The organism is Aestuariirhabdus haliotis, from assembly GCF_023509475.1.
Taxonomy (GTDB): Bacteria; Pseudomonadota; Gammaproteobacteria; order Pseudomonadales; family Aestuariirhabdaceae; genus Aestuariirhabdus; species Aestuariirhabdus haliotis.
The window spans coordinates 1-16771 of sequence record NZ_JAKSDZ010000039.1; the positions used below are offsets into that span (position 1 = coordinate 1).

Annotated in this window: 14 protein-coding genes and 1 tRNA gene; 11 read left to right on the forward strand and 4 right to left on the reverse strand. The window is 54.1% G+C overall.

Annotation, left to right across the window (positions count from 1 at the left end; translation table 11 throughout):
* Positions 1-776 precede the first annotated feature (776 nt).
* From pcnB to acs, 7 genes are all read left to right on the forward strand, one after another.
* Positions 777-2117: a polynucleotide adenylyltransferase PcnB gene (gene pcnB / locus MIB40_RS15825; protein WP_249696266.1), complete on the forward strand. Its 1341-nt coding sequence runs from the start codon at positions 777-779 to the stop codon at positions 2115-2117.
* Positions 2114-2611 (forward strand): 2-amino-4-hydroxy-6-hydroxymethyldihydropteridine diphosphokinase, encoded by a 498-nt coding sequence (gene folK, locus MIB40_RS15830; protein ID WP_249696267.1) that lies wholly within the window; start codon positions 2114-2116, stop codon positions 2609-2611. The genes pcnB and folK overlap by 4 nt, the downstream gene beginning before the upstream one ends.
* A gap of 3 nt (positions 2612-2614) precedes the next feature.
* On the forward strand, positions 2615-3268 hold the full coding sequence (locus tag MIB40_RS15835) for a deoxynucleoside kinase (RefSeq protein ID WP_249696269.1): 654 nt from the start codon (positions 2615-2617) through the stop codon (positions 3266-3268).
* Between the two features lie 110 nt (positions 3269-3378).
* Complete coding sequence (panB, locus tag MIB40_RS15840) at positions 3379-4173, forward strand: 3-methyl-2-oxobutanoate hydroxymethyltransferase (RefSeq protein WP_249696313.1); 795 nt, start codon at positions 3379-3381, stop codon at positions 4171-4173.
* Positions 4170-5018, forward strand: a complete 849-nt coding sequence (gene panC / locus MIB40_RS15845) for a pantoate--beta-alanine ligase (protein ID WP_249696271.1) — start codon at positions 4170-4172, stop codon at positions 5016-5018. Before panB ends, panC begins: the two co-directional genes overlap by 4 nt.
* Positions 5019-5051: 33 nt before the next feature.
* Positions 5052-6692: a glucose-6-phosphate isomerase gene (pgi, locus tag MIB40_RS15850; protein WP_264758601.1), complete on the forward strand. Its 1641-nt coding sequence runs from the start codon at positions 5052-5054 to the stop codon at positions 6690-6692.
* 59 nt (positions 6693-6751) lie between these two features.
* Positions 6752-8689 carry an acetate--CoA ligase gene (gene acs, locus MIB40_RS15855; protein WP_249696273.1) on the forward strand — a complete coding sequence of 646 codons (1938 nt, stop codon included), beginning with the start codon at positions 6752-6754 and terminating at the stop codon, positions 8687-8689.
* A 93-nt stretch (positions 8690-8782) separates the two neighbouring features.
* On the opposite strand, the gene MIB40_RS15860 is transcribed toward acs, so the two are convergent.
* On the reverse strand, positions 8783-10459 hold the full coding sequence (locus tag MIB40_RS15860) for a diguanylate cyclase (protein ID WP_249696275.1): 1677 nt from the start codon (positions 10457-10459) through the stop codon (positions 8783-8785).
* A 203-nt stretch (positions 10460-10662) separates the two neighbouring features.
* Here MIB40_RS15860 and MIB40_RS15865 point away from each other — a divergent pair.
* The 4 genes from MIB40_RS15865 to MIB40_RS15880 all read left to right on the forward strand — a co-directional run bounded on the left by MIB40_RS15865 (position 10663) and on the right by MIB40_RS15880 (position 13515).
* A tRNA-Ile gene (locus MIB40_RS15865) sits at positions 10663-10739 on the forward strand.
* A 62-nt stretch (positions 10740-10801) separates the two neighbouring features.
* Positions 10802-11572, forward strand: a complete 771-nt coding sequence (locus MIB40_RS15870) for a ribonuclease H1 domain-containing protein (RefSeq protein WP_249696277.1) — start codon at positions 10802-10804, stop codon at positions 11570-11572.
* Positions 11573-11938: 366 nt separating this feature from the next.
* Positions 11939-12331 carry a MerC domain-containing protein gene (locus tag MIB40_RS15875; RefSeq protein ID WP_249696280.1) on the forward strand — a complete coding sequence of 131 codons (393 nt, stop codon included), beginning with the start codon at positions 11939-11941 and terminating at the stop codon, positions 12329-12331.
* A gap of 191 nt (positions 12332-12522) precedes the next feature.
* Entirely contained in the window at positions 12523-13515 is a 993-nt protein-coding gene (locus MIB40_RS15880; protein ID WP_249696282.1) for a CobW family GTP-binding protein, read from the forward strand.
* A gap of 71 nt (positions 13516-13586) precedes the next feature.
* On the opposite strand, the gene choV is transcribed toward MIB40_RS15880, so the two are convergent.
* The 3 genes from choV to MIB40_RS15895 all read right to left on the reverse strand — a co-directional run bounded on the left by choV (position 13587) and on the right by MIB40_RS15895 (position 16754).
* Positions 13587-14762, reverse strand: coding sequence for a choline ABC transporter ATP-binding protein (gene choV, locus MIB40_RS15885; protein ID WP_249696284.1), 1176 nt, complete (start codon positions 14760-14762; stop codon positions 13587-13589).
* Positions 14759-15604: a choline ABC transporter permease subunit gene (gene choW / locus MIB40_RS15890; protein ID WP_249696286.1), complete on the reverse strand. Its 846-nt coding sequence runs from the start codon at positions 15602-15604 to the stop codon at positions 14759-14761. The genes choV and choW overlap by 4 nt, the downstream gene beginning before the upstream one ends.
* A gap of 187 nt (positions 15605-15791) precedes the next feature.
* A complete protein-coding gene (locus MIB40_RS15895; RefSeq protein ID WP_249696288.1) occupies positions 15792-16754 on the reverse strand; it encodes a choline ABC transporter substrate-binding protein in 963 nt (320 codons plus the stop codon).
* Between the last annotated feature and the right edge of the window lie 17 nt (positions 16755-16771).

The window sequence follows — 16771 nt, forward strand, 5'->3', positions numbered from 1 at the left end:
CTTGTCCAGGTCTCGACATGAACGGCAGGCTTCGCCTTGATAAAAGCCATTTTTAGGATCGCATAGCTCTATCTGAATTAATCAGAGGTGCCTTAAGTAATACCGATTCGTTACCGCTGCGTTACTTTCTCGAGCAACCAAACTGTTACCGCTCTCACCGGGCGGTAACACCTTCAGGGCAATGGTCGCACCATCGGTAACACTTATAGGTATTTCCACCTACAGCAGCTACACACCCAACCTCTGAAATCTCTTAGTCTGTTGTTTTTAAAGAAGTTTTAAAAACTGGCACAACCCCTGCTTTATTACACGCACAATAAAAATAAAAACCCATAACAATAAAAATAATAAGTTACTCCGATAATAAAAATAACAGGAGAAGAGCAAACTGATTTTTTTGGAGAGGGGCCTTTTTTGTGGCCAGATGAGCACTCTACGGAGTGGCCGAATAATAAAAAGATCGCATTAGCGAGGATAAAATCGGCAAGCCCAGGTGGCGACTCAACTACTGCCTCACCCAGCTTCCAAAAGAATCCGCTTGTTGCTTGTAGGCCGAATGGGCCTCATTCACTCAAATGAGTGCGCTACATACAATAAGAATAAGAAGCACAACAAGAAAAACAGCAAGAATATTTATCAAAGGAGGGCTCAGCCCTCCTTTTGCTTTACTGGCCATCGCTAAAATCCCCCCAGAGACTGAAATATAACCACCCCGGTGGTATGATGCCGCGTTTAAAGCAATAAATGCCTCCATTTTTCAGGAACTTCCACCCACGATGCTAAAACGGTTGTTTCGCACACTGCGCCCGACGTCCGGCTCCACCACAACACAAATGGTTATCCCCCGTGACCACCACACGGTCTCCCGCAAGAGGATCAGCGATAATGCCCTTAAGGTGTTGCGCCGGCTGCGCGAAGGCGGCTTTGAGTCCTATCTCGTGGGTGGCTGCATTCGGGATATTCTGCTGGGCCATCACCCCAAGGATTTTGACGTCGCGACCAATGCGACGCCGGAGCAGGTACGGGGGCTTTTCCGCAATTCCCGCCTGATCGGCCGTCGGTTCAAACTGGTTCACGTCCAATTTGGCCGTGAGATCATTGAAGTCGCTACCTTCCGGGCCGATCACAGCAGCGCACCACCACGTAAAGACACCTCCAAGGTATCCGACAGTGGCCGTATCCTGCGCGATAATGTCTACGGCACCATCGAACAGGATGCCATTCGCCGCGACTTCACCATGAACGCGCTGTACTACACCTCGGAAGATTTCAGCATTCATGATTTCACCCAGGGCGTTCGGGACATCAAACAGAAGAAGATTCGCCTGATCGGGGATCCAGTCACCCGTTATCAGGAGGATCCGGTCAGAATGCTGCGAGCTGTGCGTTTCGCCGCCAAACTCGATTTCGACATCGAGAAAAAAACCGCCGCCCCGATCCGCAAACTGGCCCCGACCCTGGGAGACATCCCAGCGGCGCGCATGTTTGACGAAGTGTTAAAACTGCTGCAGGCCGGCCGTGGCGTAAAAACCTTTGCCCTGATGCAGGATTACGGACTGTTCCAACCCCTGTTTCCGGCCACCCATGTCGCACTGGAATCTGACGACTTTTATCAAAGGCTGGTCGAGATCGCCCTGCGCAATACCGACGAGCGCCTGCGACAGCACAAACCGGTAACACCGGCTTTCCTGTTTGCGACTCTCTTGTGGGGCCCATTGCAGGCTTGCCGGAAAGACATCGAGGCCCAGGGCATCGCTCCCATTCCGGCACTGCAGCAAGCCATACAGGTGGTTATCAGCAACCAGTCCAATCACACCACCATACCCAAGCGCTTCGGCTTCCCCATGCGTGAAATTTGGGAGCTGCAGGGCCGCCTGCCCCGCCGCCAGGGCAAACGTGCTGCCCAACTGCTGGAACACCCCCGTTTTCGAGCCGCCTACGATTTCATGCTGTTACGTTGCGAGGCCGGCGAGAGCGACCTGCAAGAGCTGTGCGACTGGTGGACCGACTACCAGAAAGTTGAAGAGCACGACCGCAAGGCGATGGAACAGAAAGTGGCTCCGGGTAAGCGCCGGCCTCGTCGGCGCCGACGCCGCAAGCCGGCCGGCGATGCATGATACGTTGCTATCTGGGCCTGGGCAGTAATCTGGCTGAACCGCTAAAACAACTGCAAGCGGCGGTGGCCGCCCTGTCCCGATTACCCGATAGCCAATGGCAAGGAGCGTCCAGCCTTTACCAGAGCGCGGCGGTTGGGCCGGAACAACCCGATTACCTCAATATGGTAGTTGCCCTGGACACGACCCTGGCTCCGCTCCCGCTGCTAGACGCACTGCAAGCGATCGAACAACAACAGGGACGTGAGCGTCTCGAACGCTGGGGCGCCCGCACCCTGGATATCGACCTGTTACTGTATGGCGAACAATCGTTCAACGATTCCAGGCTCACAGTCCCCCATGCCGAAATGCATTGGCGCGACTTCGTATTGCAACCCTTGCAGGAATTAACTCCTGGACTGATCTTGCCAAGCGGACAATCCGTGGCAAACTTATTGCGAACCTGCGTGGATACCCGGCTAACACGGGTAGGCGCTCCACTCTCACCCATGGGATAGCCAGTGACCCTTACTCAGCCCCCCAGCCATCGCTTTATCGCCGTCGAAGGGCCCATCGGCGTAGGCAAGACCACCCTCGCCAAACGCTTGGCGGAAAGCTTTGAATACGCCCCATTGCTGGAGTCCGTAGAGGATAACCCCTTCCTCGAACGCTTTTACCAGAATCCGCGCCAGGGCGCTTTTGCGGCCCAACTCTATTTCCTGTTCCAACGCACCCAGCAGATTCAGGAACTGCGCCAGAATGACCTGTTCAGCCCCGCCTGGGTAGCCGACTTCCTGATGGACAAGGATCGCCTGTTCGCCCAGCTGACCCTCGACGCCGACGAACTGGATCTTTATCACAAGGCTTACGAACTGCAAACCCTGGATATCCCCCAGCCAGACCTGGTGATCTACCTGCAAGCCTCCACACCGGTGTTGCAGCAACGCATTAACAAACGCGGAGTCGCCGCCGAGCAACTAATCAGTGACCGATACCTGCAACAGATCAATGACGCCTACACCGAATTTTTCTATTACTACGACCAGGCGCCCTTACTGATCATCAACGCCAGCGATATCGATCTGGTGAATAACGAGGCTGACTACCAGCAGCTGCTGCAACAAATCCACAGCATTGGCAGCGGTCGACACTATTTTAACCCGGGGCTGCGTTAGCTCTTGGGGACAAAAAGCCAGAGCCTGCTAGCGTCCTTTTCGGCATGTGGGTTTTGCTTGGATTTTGCGTATAATCGCTGCTTCATTCGCAGTATTGATTGGTGATCGCGTTGAATATTACCCTCGATAGCCTTCGTAAGATGAAAGCCGGCGGCGAAAAATTTGCCAGTTTAACCGCCTACGATGCCGCTTTTTCCCACGCGGTCAGCACCGCTGGAATTGAAGTCATTCTGGTCGGTGATTCCCTGGGCATGGTCTTACAGGGACGAGACAGCACCTTGCCCGTCACCATTGAGGATATGGTCTATCACACGCGCTGTGCGGCTCGCGGAAATCAAGGCGCCCTGCTGATGGCCGACCTGCCTTTCGGCAGCTATTCAACCCCCGAACAAACACTGGAAAACTCCGCCGCCCTGATGCGTGCCGGTGCCCAGATGGTCAAGGTCGAAGGCGGGCGCTGGCTCTGTAAGAGTGTCGAGTTACTGGCCCGCAATGGTATCCCGACCTGCGTCCACCTGGGACTCACCCCGCAATCGGTGAATGTTTTTGGCGGCTTCAAGGTACAGGGGCGCGATGAAGATGCCGCTCGCACCATGATCGAAGATGGCGTCCTGCTGGATCAGTCTGGCGCCGCCATGCTGCTGCTGGAATGTGTGCCTTCGGCCCTGGCGCAGCAATTTACCCAAAGCGTCAGCGTTCCTGTGATCGGTATCGGTGCCGGTCCCGACACCGACGGCCAGGTGCTGGTTTTGCACGACATGCTAGGTGTAACCCCAGGCCGCCGACCGCGCTTCGTGAAAGATTTTATGGCCGGCCAAGACAGCATCGATGGCGCCATCAAAGCCTTTGGAGAAGCGGTCAGATCCGGACAATTTCCTGCCGAGGAGCATCAGTTCAGCTCATGAATACCGTCTATAGCATTGCTGATGTTCGCGAATACGTCCGTGCCGCCCGCGCCGCCGGCAAGCGGGTCGCCTTTGTGCCCACCATGGGCAACCTGCACAAAGGGCATCTGTCGTTGGTCCACAAGGCACAGGAAAAGGCCGATGTGGTGATCGTTAGCATCTACGTTAATCCGTTGCAGTTTGGCGCCAACGAAGATCTGGAATCCTACCCTCGCACCCTGGCCGAAGATCAGGCTCAGTTAAAGGGTGAAAATGTCGACCTGCTGTTTGCCCCCTCCAGTAACGAGATTTACCCGGAAGGCATGGAGCACCATACCAATGTCGCCGTCGATAGCCTATCCAATATGCACTGTGGCAAAACCCGCCCGGGGCACTTCACCGGCGTTGCCACGATTGTGTGCAAGCTGTTCAATATCGTGCAACCGGATGTTGCCGTGTTTGGTATCAAGGACTTTCAACAGCTGGCCGTTATCCGCAAGATGGTGGAAGACCTGTACCTGCCCGTTGAGGTGATCGGTGCCGACATTGCCCGGGACAGCCGCGGTCTGGCCCTGAGCTCCCGTAACGGCTATCTTTCTGATGAGGAGCTGGACATCGCCCCGAGCCTATACCGGGTGCTGTCCGAAGCCAGGGAACAGGTTTTGCAGGGCATGAGCTATGACCTGGTTTTGCGTGACGCCCTCGCGAAACTGGCCCAGGCAGGTCTAAAACCCGATTATATTGATATCTGCAGCCAACAGAGTCTGCAGCCTGCCACCACGCAGGATAAGGAGTTGGTGATTTTGGCCGCGGCCTATCTGGGTCGCGCACGCCTGATCGACAACGTTACCTTGACCCTGCCCTGAGCAGGGCAGGGCAGGACACTAGGGAGTGGACCCCTGAAACAATATGCCGCTTATGCACAACTGATCGAGCACCGACAACGGCTCTCTCATCACAGCATCTGTGAACTTTTCGAGCAGCAACCGGATCGCTTCGAGCGCTATTCGCTGCAGGCAACCGGCTGGACTCTGGATTACTCCAAAAATCGGCTCGATGACCAGGCTCTGGCAACACTGCTCGGGTTAGCCGAGCAAACCGGTGTCCTTTCATTACGAGACGCGATGTTCGGCGGCCAGCCCATCAACCATACCGAACAACGACCCGCACTCCACACGGCCCTACGCAGTCAACATACGGCTCCACTCGAGGTAGATGGGCAGGATATTCGCCCGCTGATTCGTGAGGCTCAACAACGCATGCAACGCCTGTGCGAACAGGTCCACAACGGACTCTGGCTGGGGCACAGCGGAAAGCCTATTCGCAATGTGGTCAATATCGGCATTGGAGGTTCCTTCCTCGGCCCCCTGGTGGTGATGCAGGGGCTACAAAACTTCCAGCACCCCGACGTCAATGTTCACTTTATTGCCAACATCGACCCCGCCGATATGCTGGTGACCCTGAATCAGCTCGACCCTGAAACCACCTTATTTATTATCGCCTCGAAATCCTTTGGCACCCAGGAAACCACTCGCAACGCCGAAGCCTGCCGCAAGTGGCTGCAGAACCATGGCGTAACAACCCCGGACCTGGCCAAACATTTTATGGCGATCACCAGCAACATCGACAAGGCCGTCGAGTTTGGCATCGCCGCCGATAACATCCTGCCCATGTGGGATTGGGTCGGGGGACGTTACTCACTCTGGTCTACCATCGGTCTGCCGATTGCCCTGGGGATTGGCTACGATCGATTCGAACAGTTACTCAAAGGCGCCCGCAGTATGGATCTGCACTTTTGTGAAGCGCCTCTGGAACAGAATATGCCGGTTTTACTGGGCATGCTAGGCATCTGGTACCAGAATTTCTGGCACGCCCGCAGCCATGGCTTGCTCTGCTACAGCTATCACCTGCGCAGCTTTGTTGACCATATCCAGCAACTCGATATGGAAAGCAACGGCAAGAACGTTAATCGCCTGGGCACCGCCCTCGATTATCGCAGCGGAGCCATTATCTGGGGCGGCGAAGGCTGTAACGGGCAACATGCTTATCATCAGCTACTGCATCAGGGCAATCAGCTCACCCCGGTGGACTTTATCGTGCCCCTGCGCAGCCACAGCCCCGAACATCAGCCCCAGCATGGCATTCTGGTCGCCAACGCCTTCAGCCAAAGCCAGGCTCTGATGCAGGGCAAAAGCAGCCTGCAGATCACCGACGAACTGCAAGCCCAGGGGTTGGATGATGCGGCGATCGAAGCCCTGCTACCGCACAAGATCATTCCCGGTAACCGCCCCAGCAACAGCCTGATCACCGAGCAGCTGACTCCCTTCAGCCTGGGGGCATTATTGGCGCTATATGAACATAAAGTGTTTGTACAGGCGGCGGTTTGGGGCATCAACCCCTTCGACCAATGGGGAGTTGAACTGGGTAAACAGCTAAGCGACACTTTGCTAGACAGATTGCAGCACCCCGAGGCGCTGGCCGATCAGGATAGCTCCACCAATGGCCTGATCCGGCTCTACAAAAGCGCTCTCGACGGGTAACCGAACGAATCCCTCGCTTCGGTTGCATAAGGAACAATAACCGAAACGAGAGGCCAACTATGTTCGAGATTGAAAACCATCCGGTCAAGGATGCCATCAAGCAGCGCACCCACATCACCGATGAGCAGTACAAGGAGATGTATAAGCAATCCATCGAGCAGCCAGATACTTTCTGGGCCAACATGGCCAACGAATTCCTGGAGTGGTTTACCCCCTGGGATAAAGTGAGTGAGTTTGACTTTCACAAGGGCGAAGCCGCCTGGTTTATCAACGGCAAGCTGAACGTCAGCTACAACTGTATCGACCGTCACCTGGCCACCAAAGCCAACGATACCGCCATCATCTGGGAAGGCGACAACCCCGATGAAGACGAAAACATCACCTATCAGCAACTGCACGACAAAGTGTGCCGCCTGGCGAATGTGCTCAAAGCCCGCGGCATCAAGAAGGGCGATCCCGTCTGCATCTATATGCCCATGATTCCCGAAGCCGCCTACGCCATGCTCGCCTGCGCGCGTATCGGCGCGGTGCATTCGGTAGTGTTCGGAGGTTTCTCCCCGGAAGCCCTGAAAGATCGTATTCTCAACGCAGATTGCAAAGCGATCATCACCGCCGATGAAGGTTTACGCGGCGGCCGCGCCGTGCCGCTCAAGGTCAATACCGACAAGGCGGTGGAAAGCTGCCCCAATGTTCATACCGTACTCGTGGTCAAACGCACTGGTGGCGACATCGCCTGGAACGAATCACGCGATATCTGGTATCACGAGCATACCGAATCGGCCAGCAGCGAATGTCCAGCCGAACCCATGGATGCCGAAGATCCCCTGTTTATCCTCTACACCTCCGGCTCCACCGGCAAACCCAAAGGCGTCTTGCACACCACGGGCGGTTACCTGCTGCAGTCGGCCATGACTCACAAGTACATTTTTGATTACCATCCCGGTGATGTTTACTGGTGCACCGCCGACGTCGGCTGGATTACCGGCCACTCCTATATTGTCTACGGCCCGCTATGTAACGCCGCCACCACGTTGATGTTTGAAGGCGTTCCCACCTACCCTGACGCGTCCCGCTGCTGGCAGGTGATCGACAAACATAAGGTCAACGTGTTCTATACCGCACCCACCGCGATTCGGGCCCTGATGGCTCAGGGAGACGAATTTGTTACCCGCACCGACCGTTCCTCCTTGAACATCCTGGGTACCGTGGGCGAGCCCATCAACCCGGAGGCCTGGGAGTGGTACTACAATGTCGTCGGCGAAACCCGCTGCCCGATCATGGATACCTGGTGGCAAACCGAAACCGGCGCGGTCATGATCACGCCATTGCCTGGCGCGACTAATCTCAAGCCAGGCTCTGCGACCCGACCTTTCTTTGGTGTTCAGCCCGCGCTGGTTGATCCGGAAGGTAACTTCGTCGAAGGTGCCGCCGAAGGTAATCTGGTGATCACCGCCTCCTGGCCCAGCCAGATTCGCAGCGTGTATGGCGACCACGAGCGCTGTATCCAGACTTACTACAGCACCTATCCTGGTTACTACTTCACCGGTGACGGTGCGCGTCGCGACGAAGACGGGTATTACTGGATTACCGGTCGCGTCGATGACGTGCTGAACGTCTCCGGCCACCGCATGGGTACCGCCGAGATTGAAAGCGCACTGGTGCTGCACGATGCCGTTGCCGAAGCCGCCATTGTGGGCTTCCCACACGATATCAAGGGCCAGGGGATCTATGCCTACATCACGCCGATGCACGACGTAGATCCCAGCCCGGAGCTGGAGAAAGAGTTGCGAGACTTTGTCACCAAAGAGATCGGTGCCATCGCCAAACCGGACTTTATCCAGTGGGCCGTCGGCCTGCCAAAAACCCGCTCCGGCAAGATCATGCGCCGTATTCTGCGCAAGATCGCCAGTGACGAGATCGATTCTCTGGGTGACACCTCAACCCTGGCCGATCCTAGCGTCGTTGATAATCTGATCGATAATCGCGCCCAGCGTTAATCGGCCAACTCGATTGTCATAACCGGCGAGGGGCAGCCTGTAGGCTGCCCCTCGTGCATTTACCGTTAAGACAATTCCCTCCAACAAAGAGCTCTAACACTCCACCTGAACATCCCAACACACCCGATCCTTACCCTGTATCTTAGCCGCATAAAGCTGGCGATCGGCTCGGCTAATCAGCTCATCCAGGGTAATCTCTGTGGAGCCAAGGCTAGAGGCTGCTCCCAGACTGGCACTAAAAAACAATAGTTCCTCGTCCTTTTCAAAACCCAGGCTCGCAATCGAGTCACGAATTCGCTCAGCAGTCACCAAAGCTTCATCAAAAGAGGTTTCCGGCAGCAACATAATAAACTCTTCGCCTCCCCAACGCGCCGCTACATCACTGGCCCGCAGGCCTTGCTCAATCACCCGTGCAATCTGCACCAGGACCTCATCGCCAAAAGCATGGCCGTATCGATCATTGATCGTTTTAAAACCGTCTACATCCAGCAGCAACACACACAGCTGGCGACGATTGCGTAAGCTCGATTGCCACAACGGCTCAACCAACTCATAAAAAGCGCGTCGGTTATTCAAGCCGGTCAATGGATCAACCCTTGCTTCGGTGAGCGCCGACATCTTCTCTTGCTCGGCTATACGAAACCGATCCGCCAGCGCCATTGCCAACAAAACCACATCGAACAACATACCAATATCGGTGGCTCGATATGTCAGGGATGTGAAAGGAATCAACCCTACAACCGCCATAGCGCTGATAGAAGCGCCGATTGCAGCGCAGAAAGAGCCCATCAAAAAATACTTGGCCGAGCGGTTGCCTGAGCATAAAGCAATGGCTCCGACCCCCACCATCGTGAAGGGAAAAAATAATATACCGACGAAAGCAACTCGCAACGCCCAAACAGACTGACCCACAACTATGATGACCAACAGCAAAGCGATCAGGGCCATCACACTGCTTGTTACCCAGGCATTCAACCTGGGAAAACGGCGCTTCAAATCCAGAAAACTCCGGGCGAAAAGCCAACCGAACACAATGAACACCACCATTAACACCGGATTCGACCATTGCTGCCAAACCGGGGCATTCGGCCAGAACCATTGATAGGCATGCCCGGTGTAAGCCAGGTTCGCCGCCAGGAAGCTGCCCAGATACAGTGAATAAAGCAGGTAACGATTATCCCGAAGGCCGAGGAATAGCATCAGGTTATAAGCCAGCAAAGAGCCGATGGCACCGTATAACGCTCCATAGCTGTAGCCCTGCAACAGACCCCGCTGATGGGCTACATCCTGGTCCAGTAAATACACAGGCAGCACCATAGGATCGTGGGACTGAATACGCAGAAGCAGCGTCGTCTGGCCAGGTTCAAAGCTATGATCCACCGTGAAGAAACGGTGACTAACCGCCCGCCCCGAAAAGGGTTTGGCGTCTCCCATCGGCATGTGATCGACCAAGCGCCCGTTTCGCACCCAGTACAGATCGATTTGATTGAGCCAGGAGTTCTCTATCAGTAAGCGTTTGGGCAATAAATCCTGACTGGCATTGTCCAGCTCTATGGCCAGCCACAACGGCCTGGCAGCTATTCCCCGACTGATGACCTCATGACTGGATTCAACAAACAGTCCCTGCGTCAGTGCTTCCAGGGCGGCTGTATGCGTCAGCGGCGCCCCGGACTCTTGATAAAGCTTAAAGTAGCGACCCAGAGCTTCCTGCGGGATCGTCCCCAAATCCAGCGAATCGGCACCGACAGCCGGACTCAGCAGCAGCAACACTGAAACAACAAGACTCCGGAACCAGCAACACTTCATAACGTACAACATCCGTTGTTCTATAGATTACGCTCAGTCCTATTATTCCAGATACTCACACTACCGTACCACCGGTATATCCATCACAATCAGTTTGAATCTTTGCCAATACGCCCAGTCAGCTCTTGGCTCCCCCTAACCAAACCGCTATAATCGCCGCTCTTTTCGGGCCTATAGCTCAGTTGGTCAGAGCAGTGGACTCATAATCCATTGGTCCCAGGTTCAAGTCCTGGTGGGCCCACCAAACACAACAAAAAAGGCTAACCCGGAAGGGTTGGCCTTTTTTGTTTCAATACAGGGTTTACTATGGCCGCCAAAAAATATTACGTCATCTGGGTCGGCCACCAGCCGGGCATCTACACGACCTGGGCCGAGGCCGAACGCCAGGTTAAAGGCTACCCCGGCGCCAAGTACAAATCCTTTCCATCCCAGGCCTCGGCTGAAGCGGCTTATGCCAACAAACCCTCATCATCCAAACCGGTGGCATCAACCAACAAGTCGAGCGGGCAAGCAACTACAAAGGCAGCCAAGTCCCGCCCAATTGCTGGCGTCGATTTTAGTACCGACATCAGCATTTTCTGTGACGGTGCCTGCGATCCCAATCCCGGTCAAGCCGGTACCGGAATTGCCATTTACCAAAAAGACCAATTGCAGCAACTCTGGTACGGTCTCTATAACCCTGCCGGCACCAACAACACTGCCGAACTCTTAGGCCTGCATCATTCCCTACGGTTTGCCCAAGTCGCGGCAGAAAAACAACAGAGCGTCACTATCTATTGTGATTCCAAATACGCCATCGACTGCATTACCAAATGGGCCAAGGGCTGGAAGGCCAAGGGTTGGAAGAAAGCCAACGGGGAGATAAAAAACCTCGAGATCATCAAAGCGGCCCACGCTCTTTATATGCAGATTGCCAAACACATCAACGTGCAGCATGTGAAAGGTCATGCCGGCATCGAAGGCAACGAACTGGCCGACCGAATGTCGGTGGTGGCGATTGAGCGGCAAGAAACCGATTTGTGCCGATTCGAGGAAGGGATGTCGATTGCCGATATTCTTGGACTGGCCAGAGGGTAAATTCGCCCCAGCGAATAATTGCAGTATCGGATACTGCGGTTAACCCTTTTTACCCAAGGCCCCGCCTAACCGATGACAAAAACTGACCAGCCAACAGCTACCAAGGCTGGTCATTCAATTTCTACCCGCTCACCCAAAACAAAGCATTGACTGCATTTTAAAATCAATCCCCGGTGAATTGGCAGCCACCCACCTTTCCAGAGACCTTTAAGCTGCCGCGCCTATTGGCCTAAATCAATCAATACCTGCCACCTATAAAAGGCTAATAGAGGCATGGACTATCCACATCGATCAATATGTTATAACATAACACTATAAATCCACCCTCATATCCAACTGCACTGCCTATGGAGAGCCGGCTCGATTATGGAGAACATTCGCTCACTGACCGATAAAACGGCTATTGGCCTTTCTCTACTCTGCGCGCTTCACTGCCTCGCCTTTCCTTTTGCGATGGTATTAGTGCCGAGCCTGGCAGGGCTGTCCCTGGATGGTGAGGCATTTCATCTATGGATGGTGATCGCCGTTATACCCACCAGCCTGTTTGCCCTGACTCTGGGCTGTAAACATCATAAGCGATATTGGGTCGTGCTGACCGGGCTGGTTGGACTGCTAATTTTAGCCATGGCCGCAATAGCCGGTGCGAAAGTACTCGGCGAGACGGGAGAGAAATCCCTGACGCTGCTCGGGGCGACCGTTATCGCACTGGGACACTACTGGAACTTTCGACGCTGCCAGAACAATGAGCGCTGCCAATGACAGTACCAAAGCTGATCTACGAACGCTTGATACGAAGAGGCAAACCCTGGAGACCGTATCAGAAAACGCCATTTCCGGGGACACAGGACATTGATCGGCCCATGACTTGTATGTGATGCTGGAGCCATCCCCAGCCTTGAAACAGGCGGCCAAGCAAACCTGCCCAACAGGCACTTTTTCACAGATTCTCTATGACCAATATCTCTAACATACCAACCAATATTCTGACCGGTTTTCTGGGAGCTGGAAAAACGTCTGCCATTCTTCAACTGCTAAAACAGAAACCCACCAACGAACGCTGGGCGGTACTGGTCAACGAGTTTGGCGAAATCGGTGTCGACGGCAGTTTTTTTCAAGGCCAGCATAAAGAAGAGAGTGGTATTTTTATTCGTGAAGTTCCCGGCGGTTGCATGTGCTGTGCGGCAGGCTTGCCGATGCAGGTGGCACTTAATATGTTGCTGGCTCGCGCCAAACCTCAACGCCTGCTCATCGAACCAACCGGATTAGGCCACCCCCTCGAAGTGCTACAAAGACTGTCGTCGGACTATTACCGAGAGCTGCTTTCCATTCAACAGGTGGTTACCCTGGTAGATGCCCGTCAGCTTTCAAATCCTCGCTACACGGAGCACGATACGTTCAACCAGCAGATCGCCATCGCCGACCTTGTCGTCGGTAACAAACAGGATCTTTATGAGCCGGGCGATCAAGATACACTTCAACGCTACGTGAAAACCAAAGCACACCCGGACATCAAGGTAGTTTTTGCCGAACAGGGCCAAATCGATCTGGCTCTGCTCAATGGACCAACCCAAATGTCCCTTACCGATTGTCACCATTCACACCAGAAAGAGAACCCATCTACCTATTCCGACACCGAGCTACCTGATTGCGGCTATCTGAAAGCGGTGAATCAGGGTGAAGGATTCGCAAGTGTTGGTTGGCGATTTTCAGCCGAGCGAACCTTTGATCGGACCCAATTAATTCGATTATTGACCAGCCTTGAAGCGGAGCGAATAAAAGCCGTCTTTATCACAGAAGATGGCATTTTCGGTTACAACCTGGCGAGTGACGGGTTAACTGAAATCGAACTAGAGGACTGTCTGGAAAGCCGGATCGAAATCATCGCCACCCATATTGTGGATGATTGGGAACAACGGATTCTGGCTTGTCAGGTATCAAGCTGATCTGCGTCATAGCCTGCACCCAACCGCTCGAAAATGAGTATGTTTTATTAAAAAAACCTAAACAAAGCCTTCTAATCGGCCACAAAATGCTTACCCAGTAACGCATAGTAAAAGTTGGCGTCATTCAAAACGCCGACGAACTGGCCTTCCTCCTCCAGCAATACCGGCAATCGACTGCTGTAACGCAGGTTGATCGCTTCGCGCATATTGATGTCCGGAGAAGCAATGGCAAACTGACCTCTTTCGCCGTCCCCATCCAGCCATCGACTGCTGGGTAAAATCGCATCCGCTTTACCCGTCTGGTGAATTTTGCCACCGTCGAGCTCCACCCAGTAATTATGGTTGCCGTCCAGAATCAAACGATCACCCTGGCGCTTTAACTGCTCAGTGGTCGACATCAGGGCACGCCCCCCCAGCACATTCAGGGGATTGGTATGTGCGACAAAATCTTCCACATAATCACTGCCCGGGTTCAGTACGATCTGCTCCGGCTCACCGTGCTGGATGATCTGCGCCGATTCCATAATGGCAATGTGGGAACCGATTTTTAACGCCTCGTCCAGATCATGACTGACAAAGATGATGGTTTTTTTCAGGTTACGCTGAAGCTCCAGTAACTCGTCTTGCAGCTGGGCGCGAATCAACGGGTCAAGCGCCGAAAAGGGTTCATCCATCAACAGGATGTCGGAGTCCATGGCAAAGGCACGCGCCAGCCCTACCCGCTGCTGCATACCGCCAGAGAGTTCATGGGGCAGGGATTCAGCCCACTGCTCCAGACAAACCATCTCCAACTGCTGCATCGCTTTATGATGGCGTTGCTTTTTGCTCATCCCCTTGAGTTCAAGGCCAAAGGCAACGTTGTCCAACACACTGAGCCAGGGCATCAGGGCAAACTTTTGGAACACCATGGAGATACGCTGGGTGCGCAAATAACGCAGCGTTTTTTCATCGCAATTGGCCAGGTCAATGACCCGATCTCCATCACGAATCTTGAGACTGCCACGACTGATTGGATTTAGACCATTGACGGTTCGTAATAAACTGGATTTGCCCGAACCTGACAACCCCATCAGCACACAGATCTCGCCCTCTTTGACTTGCAAGCTGGCATCCTGAACACCGATCACAGCACCGCTTTGTTCCATGATCTGCTCACGACTCAAACCCTGATCCAACAACCCAATTGCCTCGGCTTGCTGCTCACCAAAAATTACATCCAGGTGTTCAATATCAATAAGGTTGCTCATTTTATCTCCTTCGGGTTGCGCTGTTTACACAATCTGTCCAGCACAATGGCCACCAGTACGATGGCCAACCCCGCCTCAAAACCCTGAGAAATATTAACGGTATTAAGCGCCCGAACTACCGGCTTACCAAGCCCGTCAGCGCCCACCAATGCAGCGATAACCACCATAGACAGTGACAACATGATGCATTGCGTGACCCCAGCCATAATGCTCGGCATGGCCGCAGGCAGCTCGATCTTGAACAGCAACTTCCAGCGCGTCGCACCGAACGCCTTGCCAGCTTCGAGCAACTCTTCGGGCACACTGCTGATACCCAGTGCGGTTAAACGTATGGGCGCGGCAATGGCAAAAACAATGGTGGAGATCAGCCCAGGTACTACCCCGAGCCCGAACAAAATCAGGGTCGGAATCAGATACACAAAGGTGGGAATGGTCTGCATTAAATCGAGCACTGGACGGATCATCGTATTAAAACGCGGGTAATGCGCGGCCAGAATTCCGATTGGAATTCCAAACAGAATGCATAGAAAGGTCGCCATCAACACCAACACCACGGTTTCGATCATTTCGACCCAATAGCCCAGGTTCGAGATCAACAGTAGCGCCAGCACCACAAAGACCACCAACCCTAACGAGCGATGCAGCCAATAGGCTAAACCGCCTACCGCTACAATCAAGGCCACGGGCGGGCACTGCAACAGCCAATCCGTGAGCCCGAGGATCAGCCATTCCAGGGATTCAGAAATGGCATCAAAGAAGCCTGCCGCGTTTCCAATCAGCCAGTCAACCAGCATTTCCATCCACTGACCCAGCGGAATTTTGTGATCGTTTATCCAATCCATTACGGGTATCTCGAAGTTAGCAAGTCAGCACAGCATTAATCACATATTCAACTGCGTCACGCCGCTGGCGTCCGGAATGATTAATAGATGAGTAATGCTTACTATAAAATTGAGCACGACCTCCGCGGTCGCCCCTCATTCAGAGCAAAGGGTGCCGCTTGACGGACACCCTTCAACGTGCGACCTATCAGAGCTTCAGGTATGCACGCACAGCCGGCAGCCCAGGCTTGCCATCCAGAGTCGTCACACCATCCAACCAGACTTCCAGCACTTCCGGGTTGGCTTGCAGCCATTCTACCGCTGCGACCTCTGGCTTCTTTCCATCGTCCAGAATCGCCGCCATCACCCGGTTTTCCATATCGAGAGAAAACGCCAGATTTTTCAGCAAGGCGCCCATGTTAGGGCATTGTTTGCTGTAGTTCTGACGAGTATTGGTATACACACTGGCACCACCAAAGTCTGGTCCGAACCAATCATCGCCGCCGGCCAGGTACTCCATATCAAAGTTGCTGTTCATAGGGTGGGGAGCCCAGCCTAGAAATACCACCCATTTGTTACGGCGTTCGGCACGCTTTACTTCGGCCAGCATACCCGCTTCGGAAGATTCCACCAGACGGAAATCTTTCAAGGCAAAGGCATCCTTGTCGATCATATCCTGTATCAGGCGATTGCCGTCGTTGCCCGGTTCGATGCCGTGAATACGGCCGCGAAATTGGTCTTTAAAACGAGCCAGGTCGGCAAAGGTTCTCACGCCCCCATCATAAGCAGCGCGATTCACCGCCAGGGTGTATTTGGCACCGGTCAGGTTAGCCCGCACGGTTTCGACACTACCGGCTTCACGGTACTTGGCGATATCGGCTTCCATGGTTGGCATCCAGTTCCCCAGAAACACATCCAGCTCGTTGGACGCCAACGAAGTGTAGGTCACCGGCACGGAAAGCAGCTGACTCTTGGCTTGGTAACCCAGGCCCTTAACCACTTCGGAGGTCACCGCGGTGGTGGCGGTAATATCGGTCCAGCCTACATCGGAAAAGCGCACGGTGGAGCACTCGTTGGCCGATGCGTTAATACTGGCGGCGCTAAAACCCGTAGCCAGTGCGATCGTAATCGCAGCCGCCCGGTTGGTAAAAAATCGACTCGCTTTGTTCATTCTTTTTTCCTTTTATC

Excerpts from the sequence above, each read along its gene's own strand:
- pcnB (WP_249696266.1), top strand. The coding sequence starts at position 777 with ATGCTAAAACGGTTGTTTCGCACACTGCGCCCGACGTCCGGCTCCACC.
- folK (WP_249696267.1), top strand. The coding sequence starts at position 2,114 with ATGATACGTTGCTATCTGGGCCTGGGCAGTAATCTGGCTGAACCGCTA.
- panC (WP_249696271.1), top strand. The coding sequence starts at position 4,170 with ATGAATACCGTCTATAGCATTGCTGATGTTCGCGAATACGTCCGTGCC.
- acs (WP_249696273.1), top strand. The coding sequence starts at position 6,752 with ATGTTCGAGATTGAAAACCATCCGGTCAAGGATGCCATCAAGCAGCGC.
- MIB40_RS15870 (WP_249696277.1), top strand. The coding sequence starts at position 10,802 with ATGGCCGCCAAAAAATATTACGTCATCTGGGTCGGCCACCAGCCGGGC.
- MIB40_RS15875 (WP_249696280.1), top strand. The coding sequence starts at position 11,939 with ATGGAGAACATTCGCTCACTGACCGATAAAACGGCTATTGGCCTTTCT.
- MIB40_RS15880 (WP_249696282.1), top strand. The coding sequence starts at position 12,523 with ATGACCAATATCTCTAACATACCAACCAATATTCTGACCGGTTTTCTG.
- choV (WP_249696284.1), bottom strand. The coding sequence starts at position 14,762 with ATGAGCAACCTTATTGATATTGAACACCTGGATGTAATTTTTGGTGAG.
- choW (WP_249696286.1), bottom strand. The coding sequence starts at position 15,604 with ATGGATTGGATAAACGATCACAAAATTCCGCTGGGTCAGTGGATGGAA.
- MIB40_RS15895 (WP_249696288.1), bottom strand. The coding sequence starts at position 16,754 with ATGAACAAAGCGAGTCGATTTTTTACCAACCGGGCGGCTGCGATTACG.